Source organism: Ruegeria sp. YTSA144, assembly GCF_059610125.1.
The window spans coordinates 24,919-42,840 of record NZ_JBXWNA010000002.1; the positions used below are offsets into that span (position 1 = coordinate 24,919).

General features: G+C 57.1%; 19 protein-coding genes and 1 pseudogene. 8 read left to right on the forward strand and 12 right to left on the reverse strand.

Features of this window, described 5'->3' with window-relative positions; genetic code table 11:
- Positions 1 to 830 precede the first annotated feature (830 nt).
- A complete protein-coding gene (locus AC2FF8_RS07105; RefSeq protein WP_496879288.1) occupies positions 831 to 1,577 on the forward strand; it encodes a helix-turn-helix domain-containing protein in 747 nt (248 codons plus the stop codon).
- A 1,279-nt stretch (positions 1,578 to 2,856) separates the two neighbouring features.
- Here the strand turns inward: AC2FF8_RS07105 and AC2FF8_RS07110 are convergent.
- The 3 genes from AC2FF8_RS07110 to AC2FF8_RS07120 all read right to left on the reverse strand — a co-directional run bounded on the left by AC2FF8_RS07110 (position 2,857) and on the right by AC2FF8_RS07120 (position 5,755).
- Positions 2,857 to 3,258, reverse strand: coding sequence for a helix-turn-helix domain-containing protein (locus tag AC2FF8_RS07110; protein WP_425079288.1), 402 nt, complete (start codon positions 3,256 to 3,258; stop codon positions 2,857 to 2,859).
- Between the two features lie 325 nt (positions 3,259 to 3,583).
- Positions 3,584 to 4,332 (reverse strand): IS5 family transposase gene (locus AC2FF8_RS07115; protein ID WP_496879289.1). Its coding sequence is split into 2 segments (ribosomal slippage): positions 3,584 to 4,074 and positions 4,074 to 4,332, totalling 750 coding nucleotides; the frame shifts between segments, so codons are not numbered across the junction.
- A gap of 73 nt (positions 4,333 to 4,405) precedes the next feature.
- Positions 4,406 to 5,755: a cytochrome-c peroxidase gene (locus AC2FF8_RS07120; protein WP_496879290.1), complete on the reverse strand. Its 1,350-nt coding sequence runs from the start codon at positions 5,753 to 5,755 to the stop codon at positions 4,406 to 4,408.
- Here AC2FF8_RS07120 and AC2FF8_RS07125 point away from each other — a divergent pair.
- Complete coding sequence (locus tag AC2FF8_RS07125) at positions 5,693 to 6,163, forward strand: tetratricopeptide repeat protein (protein ID WP_170345269.1); 471 nt, start codon at positions 5,693 to 5,695, stop codon at positions 6,161 to 6,163. The two genes, AC2FF8_RS07120 and AC2FF8_RS07125, sit on opposite strands and share 63 nt — an antisense overlap.
- Positions 6,164 to 6,193: 30 nt before the next feature.
- On the opposite strand, the gene AC2FF8_RS07130 is transcribed toward AC2FF8_RS07125, so the two are convergent.
- From AC2FF8_RS07130 to AC2FF8_RS07155, 6 genes are read right to left on the reverse strand one after another with little or no spacing between them, the layout of a single operon-like run.
- A complete protein-coding gene (locus AC2FF8_RS07130) occupies positions 6,194 to 7,255 on the reverse strand; it encodes a TRAP transporter substrate-binding protein (protein WP_257601053.1) in 1,062 nt (353 codons plus the stop codon).
- Positions 7,256 to 7,279: 24 nt separating this feature from the next.
- Positions 7,280 to 8,569 (reverse strand): TRAP transporter large permease, encoded by a 1,290-nt coding sequence (locus AC2FF8_RS07135; RefSeq protein WP_170345268.1) that lies wholly within the window; start codon positions 8,567 to 8,569, stop codon positions 7,280 to 7,282.
- Positions 8,570 to 9,157, reverse strand: a complete 588-nt coding sequence (locus AC2FF8_RS07140; protein ID WP_171638850.1) for a TRAP transporter small permease — start codon at positions 9,155 to 9,157, stop codon at positions 8,570 to 8,572. It abuts the gene before it with no gap.
- A 53-nt stretch (positions 9,158 to 9,210) separates the two neighbouring features.
- Positions 9,211 to 9,726: a flavin reductase family protein gene (locus tag AC2FF8_RS07145; RefSeq protein WP_371809256.1), complete on the reverse strand. Its 516-nt coding sequence runs from the start codon at positions 9,724 to 9,726 to the stop codon at positions 9,211 to 9,213.
- Entirely contained in the window at positions 9,726 to 10,616 is an 891-nt protein-coding gene (locus AC2FF8_RS07150) for an aldo/keto reductase (protein WP_496879291.1), read from the reverse strand. Before AC2FF8_RS07150 ends, AC2FF8_RS07145 begins: the two co-directional genes overlap by 1 nt.
- Positions 10,616 to 11,770, reverse strand: a complete 1,155-nt coding sequence (locus AC2FF8_RS07155; protein ID WP_496879292.1) for an LLM class flavin-dependent oxidoreductase — start codon at positions 11,768 to 11,770, stop codon at positions 10,616 to 10,618. The genes AC2FF8_RS07150 and AC2FF8_RS07155 overlap by 1 nt, the downstream gene beginning before the upstream one ends.
- Positions 11,771 to 11,875: 105 nt before the next feature.
- Here AC2FF8_RS07155 and AC2FF8_RS07160 point away from each other — a divergent pair, with 105 nt between their 5' ends.
- Together AC2FF8_RS07160 and AC2FF8_RS07165 are read left to right on the forward strand one after the other, a co-directional pair.
- The gene (locus AC2FF8_RS07160) at positions 11,876 to 12,586 is read left to right on the forward strand and encodes a GntR family transcriptional regulator (protein ID WP_480684973.1); all 711 of its coding nucleotides are present in this window, start codon (positions 11,876 to 11,878) and stop codon (positions 12,584 to 12,586) included.
- 12 nt (positions 12,587 to 12,598) lie between these two features.
- On the forward strand, positions 12,599 to 13,693 hold the full coding sequence (locus tag AC2FF8_RS07165; protein WP_496879293.1) for a Gfo/Idh/MocA family protein: 1,095 nt from the start codon (positions 12,599 to 12,601) through the stop codon (positions 13,691 to 13,693).
- Here AC2FF8_RS07165 and AC2FF8_RS07170 read toward each other — a convergent pair.
- Together AC2FF8_RS07170 and AC2FF8_RS07175 are read right to left on the reverse strand one after the other, a co-directional pair.
- Entirely contained in the window at positions 13,632 to 14,117 is a 486-nt protein-coding gene (locus AC2FF8_RS07170; RefSeq protein WP_496879294.1) for an NAD(P)-dependent oxidoreductase, read from the reverse strand. The two genes, AC2FF8_RS07165 and AC2FF8_RS07170, sit on opposite strands and share 62 nt — an antisense overlap.
- Positions 14,102 to 14,806 (reverse strand): hypothetical protein, encoded by a 705-nt coding sequence (locus AC2FF8_RS07175; RefSeq protein ID WP_496879476.1) that lies wholly within the window; start codon positions 14,804 to 14,806, stop codon positions 14,102 to 14,104. The genes AC2FF8_RS07170 and AC2FF8_RS07175 overlap by 16 nt, the downstream gene beginning before the upstream one ends.
- Positions 14,807 to 14,914: 108 nt before the next feature.
- Here AC2FF8_RS07175 and AC2FF8_RS07180 point away from each other — a divergent pair.
- Positions 14,915 to 15,076: pseudogene (locus tag AC2FF8_RS07180) on the forward strand (helix-turn-helix domain-containing protein); the annotation flags it as partial.
- 70 nt (positions 15,077 to 15,146) lie between these two features.
- Here the strand turns inward: AC2FF8_RS07180 and AC2FF8_RS07185 are convergent.
- Positions 15,147 to 15,353, reverse strand: a complete 207-nt coding sequence (locus AC2FF8_RS07185) for a LysR family transcriptional regulator (RefSeq protein WP_480684977.1) — start codon at positions 15,351 to 15,353, stop codon at positions 15,147 to 15,149.
- Between the two features lie 196 nt (positions 15,354 to 15,549).
- On the opposite strand from AC2FF8_RS07185, the gene AC2FF8_RS07190 reads away from it, so the two are divergent.
- Genes AC2FF8_RS07190 through AC2FF8_RS07200 form a run of 3 tightly spaced genes read left to right on the forward strand, consistent with a single transcriptional unit; the run spans position 15,550 to position 17,918 of the window.
- Positions 15,550 to 17,217 carry a GMC family oxidoreductase gene (locus tag AC2FF8_RS07190; protein WP_170345260.1) on the forward strand — a complete coding sequence of 556 codons (1,668 nt, stop codon included), beginning with the start codon at positions 15,550 to 15,552 and terminating at the stop codon, positions 17,215 to 17,217.
- Positions 17,218 to 17,260: 43 nt separating this feature from the next.
- Positions 17,261 to 17,674, forward strand: a complete 414-nt coding sequence (locus AC2FF8_RS07195) for a hypothetical protein (RefSeq protein WP_496879295.1) — start codon at positions 17,261 to 17,263, stop codon at positions 17,672 to 17,674.
- Between the two features lie 4 nt (positions 17,675 to 17,678).
- On the forward strand, positions 17,679 to 17,918 hold the full coding sequence (locus AC2FF8_RS07200) for a hypothetical protein (RefSeq protein ID WP_496879296.1): 240 nt from the start codon (positions 17,679 to 17,681) through the stop codon (positions 17,916 to 17,918).
- Positions 17,919 to 17,922 lie beyond the last annotated feature (4 nt).

A 17,922-nucleotide genomic window follows, 5' to 3' on the forward strand; every position in this document is an offset into this window, starting at 1 on the left:
CGGCGTCTAAGTTGCTGATGCTATGTGCCTCGAAACTACAGTTTGATAGTATCGCATCATCATAGCTTTGAATGACCGGTCTGGCGACACAGCTGCAACGCAGCGATGAATGTGCTGCGACAGCAAATCAATGCTGCGTCAGCAATTGCCGCAATCGCACAAGTCCGGTTTGTCCGCAGACTGTGAGTTCGACCTTCACGCGGCTTTGCGGGTGCAGCGAATGGCGGCAATGCGGGCTGCGAACGCAGCATTGCGATACCTTCGCGGACGGCAGCTCAGGGCCGTCCTCGCCGGTCCTTCCTGCCTAGCCCTCGCAGATGCTGCGCCGCCTCCGAGGTCCGGAACGAGCCCAAATTACTGGATGCTGCGGAGTGCACCAATGTCCGCTCTTGGAGCTGCGGCCAAAACCGTGACAAAATCAAATCGAGTTTTGCCAAGGGTTTGTGGCAAAAATTTTTCAATGCTTGCGGGTGCGTAGCAGCCACTGACAAAAACAACCGTGTTTGGCGAAGAAGCCTTATCTTGGGTGTTCGCGTTTGGAGATTGTGTTGGGACGTGCAATAGTTGGCAAGGACCGCTCGTCCTTACTCAGAGTGATGCCCTTGAGTGAGATGCAGCTCGCTCAAGGGCGCTACTTAAATGATCAACCCTGCAGCTATGCCGATGAGCATTATCAAAAGCACAAGGTAACGGTACGTCTGCTCGTCCAAGTCTATCACCTCCTTCGCGTTTTCAAGCCTTTTGACCAGGTCCAACACTGGCACAGCTCGTGAATGAGACCTGTCAAACTGACGGATAGAAAAACCTGACAGATTGGCTATGAGTGAAGCATGGCGATCCCATTAGACACCGATGTTTTTCGAGAAATTCTCCGCCGTCGCGGCCAGTCGATATCGGCCTTTGCTGACGAATGGGAAGGTGGCCGCTCACGTCAAACGGTGCAGAGCTGGTTGAAAAACGGTGTTCCTGAGGTCCCAGAGAACGTATATTCGCTTTGCCGCGAACTCGATGTTGATCCATACGCGTTGCTTAATCTGAATGACCGAGAATATGTGTTGCAACAGTTTTCTGTTGAGCGGTTTCGTCATCTTAGGGGTATTTCACGCGATAGCTCATTGCGTGCCTTGTGGGATCTAACTGCTGCTAAGGAAGATTGGCCTCTGCACGCGGAAGCTAAGAAGGCATTCGGCAGAGATTGGACAATCCTCGATTTGGATCATCGGCCTCAAGAGTATGCCCTACCCTCTCCCGAAGGTGGCTATGCAAGACTTCACATCGTTGCGGATGGAAAATGCTATCCACAGGTGTTCCATTTTGCATGGAAGCGCGAAGGAGCTCCTGATGTGGCTTGGTGGCCTTACGGGCACATCATAAGACGCGAGCGAGAAGCAATTCGGGTGGACAATAGTGATGTGCAATTCTCTGAGACCAAGCCGATTGGTTCCACTACGTATGTCGAGACATGGTTTGGTGGTGGTGGCGCAGATTTCAGGATTGCAAGCCTACATCCATTTCATCTCACCGAGTGGGAGTGGGCTGAGGAAGATGCCGGGCATCTCCGCTTTCCGCTACATTAAGGAATTGTCCTGACACGTCTGCCAAGCTGTCGTTTGCCAAAACCCATGAGTTTTGTCACTGTCCCGAACGACCGTTTTTGACGGCTTCACTTTCCGGAAGCGGCCATTGGCGGACCTGCAGCAAAAGGCGGCTGTGTCCCGCGACCTGTGAGTTCGACCCTTTCGCGATTTTGCGATTGCAGCGAATGACCGGAAAGCGGGCTGCAGCCGCAGAAACTTGATGGCACGGTGAAAGGCAGCAATGGGCCGTCCTAACGTGAACAACGTGGGCCTGAAGGAAAGGTGTTGACCTGATCAAAGCTCACTGTGATGTTCGCCGCTCCATCGAATGAAGTCTGCCAGCTCGCGTGTGAGCTGCCCATCGACGTTCGACCCCACTGTACATTCCCAGGATCTTGGAAAATGACCAAATGTCAAGCTAAGGATGGTGCTGAACCATCTAGACGGCAGAAGGAGCTTAGAGCGGCGTAGGGAAAAGGTGGAAGTATACGGGCCATCGGTCGGGAGCACTCCTCCCGACGATCTCTGTTCACACATCTCTGGAAATCACCAAGCCTTTTAGGGCGCCCCTGCATTCTTGCCTCCTCACGGGAAAGCCTAAGCCGTCGAGAATATTCTTTTTTCCCGGCACGATTTTTTACTTCTTGAGTGTTCGCAGGTTTCTCATCTCGGAACGTCAAAAGGTCTACTTGGCTTGTTCGGGCGCGTAAGCTCTCTATATGGCTCGTGCTGAGCCTAGCTGTACGCTGGCCAGAGTTGAATAAGTGTTATTCTCTATGTCAGGTGTGACCCAACATGTGTTTCGTCGCTCAGAGAGCTTTTTTAGCTTGCGTTCGGTTGCGTTTTTTCCAGAGAGTCATGTTTTATTGTGTTTGTGCGCTTAATAGGTTTACATTTTGGTCTGAAAAACCTGATTTCGGGCCGGATCTGTCAACTTAATGTAAACTTAGTGTAAACCTTTTGGCCTGAAATCGGCTGTTTTGAGAGGTATAAGGTTTACATTCCGTCGATCCCGGGAAGGCGAATGTAAACCTTTGTCAACCTTGTGCAACCTCAATTCAATCAGCGAGGGACCCGGCGAGGCAGGGTTCACCAGCCATTCCTCGCCGCAATCTCGAAAACCCATTCCATTTTTCTTTGTGAGATCGACAAAGGCGCCTCAATAGTTGCACTCTCCGTAAGGTAGGCTCAGGATCACTTCCGTTGCTCACGTCACGCAGAAACCGCAACCAGGCGCGCTCATTCAATGTCAGGACGTCGTTCTGGTCACACATGGCTCCTACCTCCCAAAGATAGTCTTGATCGCCGTTTCTGACCGGCTGGTCAGCCGAGGATCGGTGTTGTTGGAGGCCTTGCGAATTGCTTTTAGCCAGCCAAGTTCATTCGACGTGACAGGTTCTCCGAATACCTCGACAACTGCCTCAGCTGCAGTCAGGCCGATCGATTGCTCAATTGCGAGGCGCATAAGGTAGGCGGCGTCGCATTCCAAAGCTTTCGCCAAAGCCGGGACACGATCTAACGCCACCTTGGAACTACCCTGCTTGATCATCGTGATCATGTTCGGGTTGACGTATCCCACCTGCGCTGCGATCTCGGCCTGGTTCTTGGTCGGTTTCAGTTCGAGCACCCTCCGTTCGACATACTTCGCCATCCGGGAATCTTCATACGGTTTTTTGGTCATCGCTATCCTCTCAGAAGTGATGCAGCACACGCTACATGTCTTCGATATAGCGACGGTGAGAATGGGAATGCGTCGCAGGATTTGCTCGCAATGAAACCGCAACGCTATTGCAGCGCTATCTGCCACTTAAGTGCAATGACTGGCTTCCAATGCCTTTGTTTTGTTGACTTGCACCCAGGCAACTCGCCTTCGGGAGGCAGGGGTCGGAGGTTCGAATCCTCTCACTCCGACCAATAAATCAAGGCGCCCATGGGCGCCTTTGTTGTTTTCAGGACAGTGATCCGAGGTTCGTTGAACCTGAGCATTAGGCTCTAGACTCATTGATTTACAACCAGAACAAGACGGTAGCTGCGAGTGCGATGGCCGAGAGGAAGACCTTGGGGCATCGAGTGGCGACACGGCGCCAGTCCTTCAGGTGTCCGAATATGATCTCTATCCTGTTGCGGCGTTTGTAGCGGCGCTTGTCGTAGCGGACAGGTTTGTCGCGCGATTTTCGACCTGGAATGCAGGGCTTTATTCCCTTGTCTGTCAGGGCTTCGCGGAACCAATCCGCGTCGTAGCCGCGATCACCCAGTAACCACTCAGCTGATGGAAGGCTGTTCACCAGGGCCCCGGCACCCGTGTAATCGCTAACCTGCCCAGCGGATAGGAAGAAGCGTATCGGGCGTCCGAGACTATCGGTAACGGCATGCAACTTCGTGTTCATGCCGCCCTTGGTTCGCCCGATCAGCCTGCCGCGCCCCCCTTTTTTCAACCGCAGGCTGGAGGCCGTGCGGTGCGCTTTGAGATAGGTTGCGTCAATCATGATGGTTTGTGATCGGTCCCCCCCGCAGCCAGCCCGGCCATAATCCGAGCGAACACACCCATTTCGCTCCACCGCTTCCACCGGTTGTAGAGTGTCTTCGGCGGCCCATACTCTCGAGTTGCATCAGACCACCGCAACCCATTACGGTTAATGAAAATAATGCCGCTCAACACACGCCGATCATCAACCTGCGGCTTGCCATGGCTCTTCGGAAAGCAAGGCTGAAGACGCTCCATCTGTTCGTCCGTCAGCCAGAAAATATTGCTCATCATCGCCCCCTGAAACTAAGGGGCTTGAAGCACGCAGCCGAGATGGTGGCAATCAAATTAATGGGTCCAGAGCCTAAGGGGTAAACCCTTTCGGCACACCGAATATCGGAGAGTCTACGCTGCGACCTGTCAACGAATGCAGAAACGCAATCAGGTTTTCTATTTCCAGTTCCGCAAGCTGGATCGGATCAATATCGATTTTCTTGCGTTGACGTTCCATTTCATAGTGGTCCTGCCAAACCAGGAAATCCGTTTCTTGCAACCATGGCACCTGGGGTAAAGCAGCCATTTGTGGGGTCCATTTGTCCAGGCTTGCCTGCGGGTCCAAATGATGGCGAATGACGCTTTCAAGATCGGGGAACGCGCCATTGTGCCCGTAAGGCGCGGTCAGGGCAACGTTGCGCAGCATCGGGGTGCGGAATCTGTAAGCATCCTCAAGGCGGTTGCTTTCACCCATGCGGCCCACATCCCGGACGAAGGGGTCCCATTGTCGTGTGCGACCCGGCCCAAAGGGCGGCAAACCCAACGCATGGAACTTCTGATCTGACATGAGCGGCCCAGTGTGGCAGGTCGAGCAGCGGGCTTTGCCGTAGAAAAGCTTCATCCCCTCGATTTGTACTGTTGAAAGGGCATTCGAGTCGCCCGCAAGATAGTGGTCAAACGGGCTGTCGGTGCTGCGCCACTCGATCGCCATGAAAGCGGCCAGAGCGTTGGCGACTTGCGTGATCGTGATGTCCTCGGTCGTCTCGACCTCATCAAAGGCGGCGACGATGGCCGGACCATAGCGCGGATCGGTGCGGACGCGTTTCGCCAGAATGGGCCAGCCCTTGTCGATACGATCATGCACCGCGCCCGTGACCTCATTTTCGGCCACATTGCCCGCCATCTCGAATTGGGAGGTCAGGGGAAACAGAGCCTGTGCCGCAAGCAGAGAATTCAGGCCCTCGGGCAGCCACTCCTGCGCAGGGGAATTGAAGCCGTTGCCGTAGACGTCGGAAATGCTCAGCCTGCCGTCATGAAAGACGGTATGTATGTCCTTGGCCCCAAGGTTCCATAGGCCCGGTGAGTTGCGGGGGATGCGTTTGCGTATTCTGTCGGCCCCGGTGCCGGGTGTGCGGTCCGGTCCCAGCCCCTGCCCGCCTTCTCCTATGCCAAGTGACAACCCGTCCGAGGTGCCGAAATCCGGGTGGTGACACTGGGCGCAGGCGATGTTGCGGTTGCCTGAAAGGATCGGGTCGTAAAACAGTTGATGACCGATGGCGGCCTGTTCCATATCAAAGGGGATAAAGTCATCATCGGTCAGCGGGCGCGGCAAATCCTGTGCCGCAGCGGCCCCGACCCAGAAGAAAGCAACGATCCCATGCGCCAGCTTGTTTTTGCCCTTTGCGTATTTGCTTCTCCGGCTCTGGCTGAACTGGAGCAAGCGCGCGATATGATGGAAGCCGGACAGTTTGCAGCCGCACGCAAGGAACTTCTTCCAGCCGCGCGCTCGGGCAACGCCGAGGCCGAGGAGTTGATCGGCGTGATGTACGGGCTGGGTCTCGGGGTCGAGCAGGATTACGAACGGGCCTTTGAATGGTATCTGCGCGCCTCGATGAAGGGGCATCCGGGGGCGCAGTCGGGCGTTGGCTGGTATTATGAATTGGGTCTGGGCATGCCCGCGCCCGATCTGGTGCGTGCGTATATGTGGTACACGCTCAGCGCCATTGGCGGCGACCCCGACGCGGCGATCAGCCTTGAGGAAGTGGTCAAGAAAATGTCGCCGGAGCAAATCGAAAAGGCGCATGTTCTGGTCAACGACTACAAAGGGTGGATGTACCCGTTTCGGTGAGGGCCAGGCCGCAAAGCCCGGCCCAACCGTTCACTTCAGATCTGCATCGCGAGCGGCGTTGACGTCCGCTTCAGCCGCCGCGACCGCTTCGGTCAGTGCAGCAAAGATTTCATCGCCACGCGCAACGTTGGACTGGAACCAATCATACACTGGCGTTGCGGCCTCTTTGAACGCAGCCTTCTGGTCGGGTGTCAGCACATAGAGGTCTCCGCCGCCGGCGACGAAATCCTCATAGGCTTGGATCGACTTGCGCTTGGGGGATGCAAAAGTGGCCTGTTGCAACGCATAGAACCCGTCGACCACGACGCGGCGCATATCCTCGGGCATCTCTTGGAACTTGGCGTTGTTCATCCACCACAGTGCGCCCATATAGGCATGGCCGTCCAGCGTTACATATTGCAGACCCGCATCCGGGAATTTCATACCCATGATGTCGGTGATGCCGTTCTTGGATCCTTCAACGACACCGGTCTGGAAGCTGGTGAACAGTTCCGGCCATGGGATCGGGGTGGGCGACGCACCCAGCGCCTTGACCAGTTCCTGCGGCAGGTCGGCGACGACGGTGCGGATTTTCAGACCTTCCATATCCGCAGGCTCGGCAATGCGGCGCTGGGTGTTGGCAAAGTTGCGCCAGCCGCCGGTGTTGCCGATGGTCATCAGACGGATCGCGCCGCCCGAGTCCTCAAGCGCCATGTCACGCATGGTACGGGTGAAGTCGCCCGACAGGACATGCTCGGCAATGCGGTCATCGGCCATCAGATAGGGCAGGTCCAGAACCTGCACGTAGGGAAAGATGCCTGAGGCACCGCCCGAGGTCGAGATGTAGATGTCGATGGTGCCGTCTGCCACGCCCTGCAAACATTCGGCCCCGTTCGAGCAGAGCTGTGTGCCGATGAAAAGCTCGACCTCGATCGCGCCGTTCGAGGCAGATTCGACATAGTTCTTGAAGACGATCAGCCCATCATAATCCTCATCGTTTTCGTTCGAATTTGCGGTTGCGCGCAGCGTATAATCGGCGGCTGTCGCAGCCATGGCGGACGCCGCCACCAGCGATGTGGCCACCGCTGCGGTTTTGATGAATTCTCTGAGCATGCGTTTCCTCCCTGTGAAACTCAGTTAGTTGGCAAATCCCGTTATCCTCGGGATCGTCATGGATAGTGCGGGGATGTATGTGATCAGGAAGATCACGATGATTTCGACCGCCAGGAACGGCAGGATCGCCTTGGCGATGGTTTCAACCCGTTCGCGCGATACGGCGGCAGCCACGAATAGCACCAAACCCATCGGTGGTGTGGCGAGGCCGACCGTCAGGTTGACGCTCATGATGATGGCGAAATGGATCGGGTCGACACCGAGGCTGGTGAAGATCGGGCCAAGGATTGGTCCAAGGATGATGATCGCGGGGCCTGCGTCCAGGAACATGCCGACGATGAACAGCAGCAGGTTGATCAGGAACAGAAGGATCAGCGGGTTTTCTGACAGGCTGAGGATCAGCGAGGCCAGTTGTTCCGGCGCATGGCTGAGGCTGACAACCGTCTTGAACGCCATTGCCGCGCCGACCAGCAGAAGAACAACGGCTGAGGTCATGCCTGCATTGCTGAGCACCTCGGGAACTTCTTTCCATGTCAGTGTGCGCAGGACGAAGAAACCGATGATGAAGGCATAGCCCACAGCGACTGCCGCAGCCTCGGTCGGCGTAAAGATACCACCCAGAATACCGCCCAGAATGATGACCGGTGTCAAAAGTGGGAAGAAGGCCTTCAAACTGGCCTGACGCCTCTCGGACCATGTGTATTTGCGGCTGGCGACGGGGAAGTCGTAGCGGTCGGCCATCAGTTTGATCATCAGCATCAGACCGACACCGACCATCACGCCCGGAACGATACCCGCAAGGAACAACGCGGCCACGCTTTCGCCCATCACATAGGCATAGATGATCATGATGCCTGAGGGCGGAATGATCGGCCCGATCACCGAACTCGCCGCCGTGATCGCGGCGGCGAATTTGCGGGTATAGCCCTGTTTCTCCATCGCCGGGATCAGCATCGACCCTAGCGCCGAGGTGTCCGCCACGGCGGACCCGGACAGGCCTGCGAACAGAATCGAACTGAGGACGTTCACATGCGCCAGACCACCGCGCAGATGGCCCATCAGAGCTTGGGAAAACTCGACAAGGCGGATGGTTATGCCGCCGCGGTTCATGAGCTCTCCGGCCAGCATGAAGAAGGGGATCGCCATCAGAGGGAAGCTGTCCATGCCGTTATAGACATTGCGATAGAGCAGCGTGATGTCGTTTGTCTGGCCGTTCAGCCACAGCAGGATTCCGGGCGCCGCGAGCAAAGCGAAAAAGACCGGCAGGCCGATCAGCAGGAAAATCAGGAAGGTGGGCAGGAACCAGATCAGCATTTATTCGGCCCCCACTGCCGCATCGGGAATTTCGGGCAACAGGTGGCCGCCGCCCAGCAGAATAATGAAGGATCTCAGGATCAGCTCGATATTCACCGAGATCAGCAGGATGATCCCCACCAGCAGCGATGCCATCATCCAACTGCGCGGAATGCGATACCATTCGTCGAACCCGAAAGAGGTGGGCAGATACAGCGCGGCGGTGGCGAATCTGCCGCCAAAGCCGGTAACCTCGGACCAGCCGATGTTGACCGCGACCAGCAGGACGACGAGCGCGATCAAAAGCAGGAACAGATTCAGCGTTTGACCGATGATACGGGGAAGGAAGCGTTCCAGCATGTCTATGGCCACAAAGCCGCCGCGCCGAAAGGCGGTGGGCGCCATAAGACCGGTCATCCACAACATGCAGAACCGCGCGGCCTCATCCGGCCACGGCAGCGCATTGCCCAGAACGTATCGGAAAAACACCTGGATCAGGATTGCGATCACCATGAGCGCAATCGCAACAACACCAACCGCGCGGCCCAGACGCAGCACGGTTTCGTTCACGAATGCAATCGGCGCAAGCACCGATGCCAGTCCGCCCATGCGGATCCTCCCTTGTTCAGCCGCGGGTGTCCCCCACGGTCATCAAATCGCGCTTAGGTTTTCGCGAATTGGCCGAGTTTCCCGGCATAAAAGGTCAGCGCGTCTCCATCCGACATGCTGGCCCTGAGAACCTTTCCAACTACAATAACGTGATCGCCTGCATCGTGATACGCGTGCTGTTCGCATTCGAATCGCGCCAGGCAGTCCGCCAACACCGGTGTCCCGTTCTCACAGCGCTCGTGGCGGATGTCCCGCAGTGCAAAGGCGTCTTTCGAGCAGCCGAAACACAGCTCGGCCTGTTCCGCGGACAGCACGTGGACGCTGAAATGGCGCGCCTTGTGGAAATAGGGGAAGCGGCGCGAGTTGCGGTCTCCGGCCCACATGATCAGCGGTGGGTCGAGCGACAGGGACGAAAAGCTGTTGGCGGTGATGCAGACCGGCCCGTCCGCGCTGTCGCAAGTCACGATCGTGACGCCGGTGGCAAAGCGGCCGAAGGCGTCGCGCAGGGTGCGTGTGTCGTCCTTATGCGGAATGAAGGTGCGGGTCATGTCCTTTGAGATTGCGTTCATCATGGTACCTCATGCCCCAGTGCCGCCTCGTACAGGCGGAACCAGCTTTCGCGATCCAGTTTGACTTTCAATGCGTCCGAGGCGCGTTTGATCCGGTCCAGATTGTTGGTGCCCAGAACCGGCAGGATGTTGGCCGGGTGGGCCAGCAGGAACGCCACTGCGACGGCGGCGCGATCCACGCCGAACCTGGCTGCGATTTCGTCGGCGACGACCCCAACCGGTGGGTTTCCGGCCATCAACAGGCCTCCACCCAGCGGCGACCATGCCATCACCGGATGGCCATGCTGTTGGTGAAACGCCAGGTCCCCGTTGGTGAAGGGGCTGATCTCACCCAGAGAAATTTCGATCTGGTTGGTGACCAACTGCGTTTTCATCGCCGATTGCAGCAACGACCAATCCCACGGGCGGAAGTTGGATACGCCCACCGCGCCGACCTTGCCGCTGGCGACAACCTCATCCAGGGCGGCTCCGGTTTCATGGTGGTCCATCATCGGATCTGGACGGTGGATCAACAGCAGATCGATGTGGTCAATCGCCATTTCCGACAGCGACGTTTCGACCGATTTCAGTATGTGGGCGCGCGAGGTGTCGTAGTATTTTACCTTCGCATCCGCGTAACGGCCAACCGGCGCGACGATGTCGCACTTGGTGACGATCTCCATCTTCTGACGCAGGCTTGGATTGGCGCGCAGGGCCGCGCCCAGCACGGCCTCGGCCTGATAGCCGCCATAGATGTCGGCCTGATCGAAGGTGGTGATACCCTGATCCAGACAGGCCTGAATCTTGGCCTCGACATGGCCCGCGGACGTGTCACTGTCATCGCCCAACCGCCACATGCCATAGACAAGGCGGCTCATTTCCAGCGAGTCAGATAGTTTCACACGTTGCATCAGCGGCGTTCTCCTTTGCCCAGCGGTGTGGCCGGGGTCGTATCTGGAACCCTTCCGTAAGCTTCGGGAAGGGAGCAGGTTTTCAGGTTTGGCAACACGCGGGCGCCGAAATGGCGGGCTTCGTCCAGATGCGGGTAGCCCGAGAAGATGAAAGCGCGGATGCCCATCTTCTGGTATTCCTCGATCTTCGACATAACCTGATCGGTTGATCCGACCAGAGCGGCACCGCAGCCAGACCGCGCCCGGCCAACACCGGTCCAGAGACCGGGTTCGACATAGCCGTACTGATCCGCCAGATCGCGGTTCCTGGCCTGGTGCGCCACGCCCAGCGAGGTCGAATCCAGCGCCCGTTCGCGGATGGCACGACCGTATTCGTCGTCCAGCTTCGAGACGATGTAATCCGCGTATTCCTGTGCCTCAGCCTCGGTATCGCGAACGATCATATGGACACGCAACCCGTAATCCAGCGTGCGGTCGTAGTTTTCAGCGACGGCGTGAACAGCCTTCATCCGTTCAGCCAGTTGGTCCTTGGTTTCAGGCCACATCAGATAGACATCGCAGTGCTCGCCACACAGGTTCAAAGCGGAAGGAGAATAGCCGCCGAAATAAAGCAGCGGGCCGCCGGTCTGGTATGGCTTGGCCGGGTCAGTAGTCAGGCCCGAGAAGTTATAGACCTCGCCTGCATGATTGATCTCATCCTGCGTCCAGGCCTGTTTCAGAATCTCCACCACTTCGCGCGAGCGCTGATAGCGGAACGCGCTGTCGGCCTTCTCACCGGGAAAGTCGGATGAGATGATGTTGACCGTCAACCGCCCCTTCAGCATGTGATCTAGCGTTGCGATGGTGCGGGCCAGCATGATCGGTTGCATCTCACCACAGCGCACGGCGGCCAGCAGGTTGATCCGGTCGGTGATCGAGGCGCAGCCGGCGACAAAGCTCAACGTGTCTTGACCGACCTGATAGGAGGACGGGCAGAGGATGTTGCGGAATCCCTGCGCTTCGGCCTCTTTCACAATGCTCGAGCAATGCTCCCAACTCGACCGCAGGTCGCCATCAGGGACGCCAAGGAACTGGTAATCATCTGAACACAGCGCGGCAAACCACGAAACTTCGGCCGCATCCAGATCGGGGGATGTGATGGGGACGATGCTCATTTGATTCACGCTCCGTACATCTTTGACTTTCCTCTTGCGTAGCAATCGCTTTGATGTAGATCAATAGTGTATCAATTTTTCCTGCGACCGAGTGAAGCGTCTGCCGTGCCTGCATCCAACCGAAACCCTAATGCCCTGCCGGTTTTTATTCAGATCGCGGAACTTCTGATCCGTGACATCGCGGCTGGTCGCCTTATTGAAGGTGAGCGCTTGCCACCCGAGCGCGAAATGGCCGCAGAGCTGAATGTCTCGGTTGGAACTCTGCGAAAATCGCTCTCTGAGCTAGAAAAAAAGGGAATGTTGGAGCGTATCCAAGGCTCGGGCAACTACATCCGCGAGACCGGCACACAAAACAGCGTCTATGCAATGTTCAGGCTGGAACTGCCTGAAGGGGGTGGCCTGCCACGTGCTGATATCCTGTCGGTTGACCATCTGAATAAGCCGGTCGACCTGCCGAAATTCGGTGCTTCTGACGCCGGTTCGCGTGTCCGGCGGATGCGCTACCTGAATGATACAATCATCGCTGTCGAAGAAATCTGGCTGGACGAATCAGCGGGCCTGATCGACCAGAGCCTGCTGTCCGACTCGCTCTATCGCTATTATCAGCGCCAGTTGGGCTTTTGGATCGCAAGAGCCGAAGACAGGGTTTCGGTCCGGCCCCTACCGGACTGGACGCCTTCTGACTTCACCAAGCCAGCAGGCCAAGCAGTCGGTTATATCGAGCGGTTCAGCTGGTCGGAAAACGCCGAACCCGTTGAATTCTCAAAAACATGGTTCGACCCGGATCGGGCCAACTACGTCCAACGTCTGAAGTAAAAGGAATCGCACATGACCCGGACCATCAATTACGGGCTGATTGGATGCGGAATGATGGGGCAAGAGCACCTGCACAACATCGGGTTGCTGGAAGGTACCAGTGTGGCTGCGATCTATGAACCCGATCTGGAAATGGCAAAAGCCGCCAAGGCAATTGCGCCAACTGCAACCATGGCAGGTTCCGTCCAAGATCTTCTGGCGGTAGAAGAACTGGACTGCGTCGTCATTGTCAGCCCAAACCATCTTCATGTGGACCAGATCTGCGAAATCGCTGAAACACGCCCTCTGCCGCTTCTGGTAGAAAAACCATTATTCACCGACCCGCAAGACGCGCCCCGACTCGAACAGTTGCAGCGCGACTACCCCTGCCCGATTTGGGTTGCGATGGAATACCGGTACATGCCCCCTATTGCTGCTTTGATCGACAAAGCCGAGGCAACGGGTGGGGTAAAAATGCTGTCGATCCGAGAGCATCGTTTTCCATTCCTGGACAAGGTCGGCAACTGGAACCGGTTCAACCGAAATACTGGTGGCACTTTTGTCGAGAAATGCTGCCACTTCTTCGACCTGATGCGTCTGATATTGCAATCCGATCCGGTGCGTATCACGGCAAGCGGTGGGCAGGCGGTGAACCATCTGGACGAGCGTTACGACGGTCAAACCCCGGATATTCTGGATCACGGCTATGTTCTGGTCGACTTTGCTTCGGGTGCACGCGCGATGTTGGAGCTTTGCATGTTTGCCGAAGGCTCACGCTATCAGGAAGAAATATCGGCCGTCGGACCGGACGCCAAGATCGAGGCGTTTGTTCCCGGGCCCGGACGATTCTGGCCCGATCATTTGGGAACTCCGCCACTGCCGCAGGTGATCCTGAGCCCGCGCAGTCCCAAAGGTCCGGTATCAATGGACGTTCCGGTGGACCCCACCCTTTTGGCGGCAGGGGATCACAATGGGTCGACCTACTATCAGCACAAAGGATTCCTGGCCGTTCTTCGTGGCGAAAAGGCAAAACCGGATGTGAGTTTGAAGGACGGCCTCTGGGCTGTCAGGATGGGGCAAGCGGCGCAACAGGCAATTGAAACCGGTGAAACGGTTTACTTGGTCTGACATACACCCGCGGGTTCCTGGTCGGCTGGCCGGTCTGCCTTTCCCCTGCGCTCATGAACGAGTGCTGGTAACCGACCGTGAACGCAGCCCGCCGGAAATTGGCTGATTGTGCCTCGTGACCCAGCGCAACGGCAAAGTCTTCCATCGCTAACTGCGATTTGCCCGGTTCATCGTCCAGCAGGGTGTTGGTACCGGTTCTGTACGTGCCCAGGCGTGGGCCGGGCTGCAAGAGGGCTGGCGGGTTGGCGTAAGTCCAGTTTGCCGATGTTTCAGAGGCGCAGAGTTCCCATTGCGCCATCGATGCGCGGGCTGTTGGAACGATGTTGTCAGGCAAGAAGTACGGATCTGACATAACCGTATGTGGACTGCCGTTTGGCAGATGCAGACGCGCGGCGCCGCCAACGACGATCAGAGCCGTACCCACGCCATTTGTCGTGGAAGCGGTTGAACGAAAACACTTCGGACGCTGTGTCTTACCTTGGCACGCGTCCGTTCGCAGATGAAATCTACGGTCTGGGCGTTTGTCAGGGCGGTTCGATCATCGCGTCGGCTGCCGTGACCGATCACCGGATCAAGAAGATTGCCATGGTGTCCGGCATGATGGCAGCGGACGTGACCTGCCTCCGAAACTTCCCTCGATCTGATGTAGAGTTTGCTCAACCTCTTGAAGAAGCAAACGAATGCGAAAGAGCCGTTTCGCGGAAGCCCAGATTTTTGGGATGACCAAAGAACAGGAAGCCGGGATGCCGTCACCCCAATATGCGTGTTGAAGAACTCGACCATCGTTTCGGGGTGCTCGCCAAGAGAGTAAAAGCCGATGAAGCGACGCGTATCGCCGTCCTTGATCCAGTGTAGTTTCTTGTCATCACCCGGGTTCAGATCGTAGGTTGTCTGAACGTCTTTCCCAACGTTTTTGGCGTGGAACGCGACAAGAAACGAAGGCGGCAAGGTTGCGCCTTGCAGGGTCTTCGCAACAGCCAGGCCGATATCATCACCTCCAGTGTTTGAAGCCCATCCCACAATGCAAATAGTTGTCTTGTGCTCATGCGCGGCTGGCGAAATCACGCTTTGGGGCGGCTTGGCCTCGCGCAACACAGCCGCTGGACCAAACAACAAGCTTCCAAGTGCGTTTCACAAAGTGTCTGACGTCCTTATCTGTAAAACACACGACTTGATCTGACATTTCTGCTCTTTTGGAGCGCAAGTAAGGAGTGTCGATCAATGACAAGCATTCAGGAAAACATCATCAAACCGAAGCTGGGGCTGCTGGAACTGGCCAAACAGCTCGGCAGCGTTTCGCAAGCCTGCAAGGTAATGGGATACAGCCGGGACAGCTTCTACCGGTTCAAGGAATTGTATGAGCAGGGAGGCGAGCAGGCGCTGGTGGGGGCTGCGTTGGAAATCACTGACTGCATCGAGCACTTGTTGAGCCTTCGCCAAAACCGCAGTGTCGTCATGAGTGATCTGCAACCCGGTTGCTGTTTCGGTTGAACAAGGTAAGCCCCTTTTCTTCGGCAAGACGCTTGAATTGATGGCTGATGGCCGGCTGTGTCAGGTTCAACACCTCGGCTGCGCGTGAAACACTGCCTTCACGGGCCACCGTCACGAAGATCAGGATGGTGATAAGGATCGAAAACCGGTCTATGTAGGACTTACTCATATGGCATTATGCAAATTGTCATTAGCTTTTTGCCTGCCGCTCCCGCAGAGATCGGTAGAACCAGCGTTGTGTGGTGGTGGGTGAACCGCCCCACCCTCGGAGGTGAATCAAAAGGGCCTCGTACCAGTAAACAGGAATCCGTTTCCTTTCCGGTGCGCAAATGGCGAAGCAACGACAGAACAGGTGGAAGACAAAGATGTCTGACGGCGCAAACAGGTTCGACTATATCGTGATTGGCGGCGGCTCGGCCGGGTGCCTGCTGGCCAACAGGCTGAGCGCCGATCCCGGGAACCGGGTTTTGCTGCTTGAGGCGGGCAAGCCCGACACCTATCCTTGGATACACATTCCGGTTGGCTATCTCTATTGCATCGGCAACCCGCGCGCAGACTGGATGTACACAACCGAACCCGCCAAGGGGCTGAACGGGCGAAGCCTGCTTTACCCGCGCGGGAAGGCGCTCGGCGGGTGCTCCTCGATCAACGGGATGATCTATATGCGGGGCCAAGCCCGCGACTATGACAACTGGGCCAAGCTCACCGGTGAAGAGGCATGGAACTGGGAAAACGCGCTGGCCGACTTCAAGGCTCATGAGAACCACTACCGGTTGGATGACGGTGCCGACCCACGCACCGGCGACAACAGCCGGTTTTCCGATCTGCACGGGCATGGCGGCGAATGGCGGGTGGAAAAACAGCGACTGCGCTGGGATGTTCTGGACAGTTTTGCCGAAGCCGCTGTCGAAAACGGCATCCCCAAGACCGATGATTTCAACACCGGCGACAATGCCGGGGTTGGCTACTTCGACGTCAACCAGCGTTCTGGCTGGCGTTGGAATACCTCCAAGGCGTTTCTGCGCCCCGCCAAGTCGCGCCCGAACCTGTCGATCTGGACACAGGCGCAGGTCGAGAAGTTGACCTTCGAAACAGGCGAGACTGGTCGGTTGCATTGTACCGGCGCAGTTGTCCATCACAAAGGACAGCCCATTGCGGTCGAGGCCACAAAGGAGGTGGTTTTGTCTGCTGGCGCCGTGAACTCGCCGCAAATCCTGCAACTGTCGGGGATCGGCCCGGCGGCGCTTCTGAAAAAGCACGGAATTGATGTCGTCATGGATGCGCCCTATGTGGGTGAAAACCTACAGGATCACCTGCAAATTCGTGCGGTCTACAAGGTCAAGGGCACCAAGACGCTGAACACCTTGGCCAATTCGTTGATAGGCAAGGCCAAGATCGGACTGGAATATGTGCTGAAGCGCTCTGGCCCGATGAGCATGTCGCCCAGCCAATTGGGGGCTTTCACCCGGTCTGATCCGGCAAGACCGCACGCCAACCTCGAATACCACGTTCAGCCGTTGAGCCTTGAGGCGTTTGGCGAAGACCTGCATGATTTCCCCGCCATCACCGTCAGTGTTTGCAACCTGAATCCGACCAGCCGCGGGCATGTCCGCATCGCGTCTTCGGATTTCCGTCACCCGCCCCGGATTAAGCCCAATTATCTCGATACAGACGAAGATCGCAGGGTTGCCGCTCTAAGCTTGCGGCAGGTGCGCGAAATCATGGCTCAGCCGGCGATGGAAGCCTATGAGCCGGAAGAGTTCAAGCCGGGCATTCAGTATCAATCCGACGAGGAACTGGCCCGTTTGGCAGGCGATATCGCCAGCACGATCTTTCACCCAGTTGGTACGATCAAAATGGGCCGAGAGGATGATGAAACCGCCGTTCTCGATCCGCATTTGCGCATGAAGGGAGTGATTGGGCTGCGCGTGGTCGATGCTTCGATCATGCCAGAGATCACCAGTGGCAACACCAATTCACCCACGATCATGATCGCGGAAAAGGCCGCGGGCTGGATGCTGGCGGGTCAATAAGTCCTGTAGGCATCCGGGTGAAAGAACTTCCCGGAGGATCCATGTGCAAGCCATTCTCCGATCTTCCGGTGACCGGCGTGAAAGTCGCCGGCCTTGGCAGGTGTATCGCCGGTCCTGCTGTCGCAATGTTGCTTGGCGATCCGGGCGCGGCATCAACGGCGTTCCAATCGCGTCGCAGACCTTCTCTCCGGCGCCCGGGCAGCGGGCGATCTCCGTTGCCGAGTTTACATACGTTGCCCGCAAGGTCGCGGTTCAGCTGCCCCGGACCGAGGGCGTCAGCCTGACCCACCTGGTGGGCGCCGCGGACGAGGCCCTGCGCGATACGCCCGTTTCGGAACATCCGACGCCGTACGGCATCAGGCATCAGCAGCTTGCGGCCAGGGCAGCGCGCCTATTCGACCGCACCAGCCGGTCTTATCTGCCACGGCGGTGCGCAGATCCCACTGACGAACGGTGACTCCTTGTCGACTCCCGCCGAAATCGCCAATCTCAAGCTGACCGCCCGCGACGGTCGCGCGATCTATATGCGCGATGTGACCTTTGTATCGGATCTGGACAAACGGCATGTCGCCACGCTGCGGCGCGACATCCACATCCCGCTGTCTTTGTCCGATCAACCGGCATTTGGTGCGGCACGCATGACCTTGCTGTGCGCAAAAAAATTCAGGCCCGGGGGAATAAACCCGATCGCCTGCGTGTAAGTGT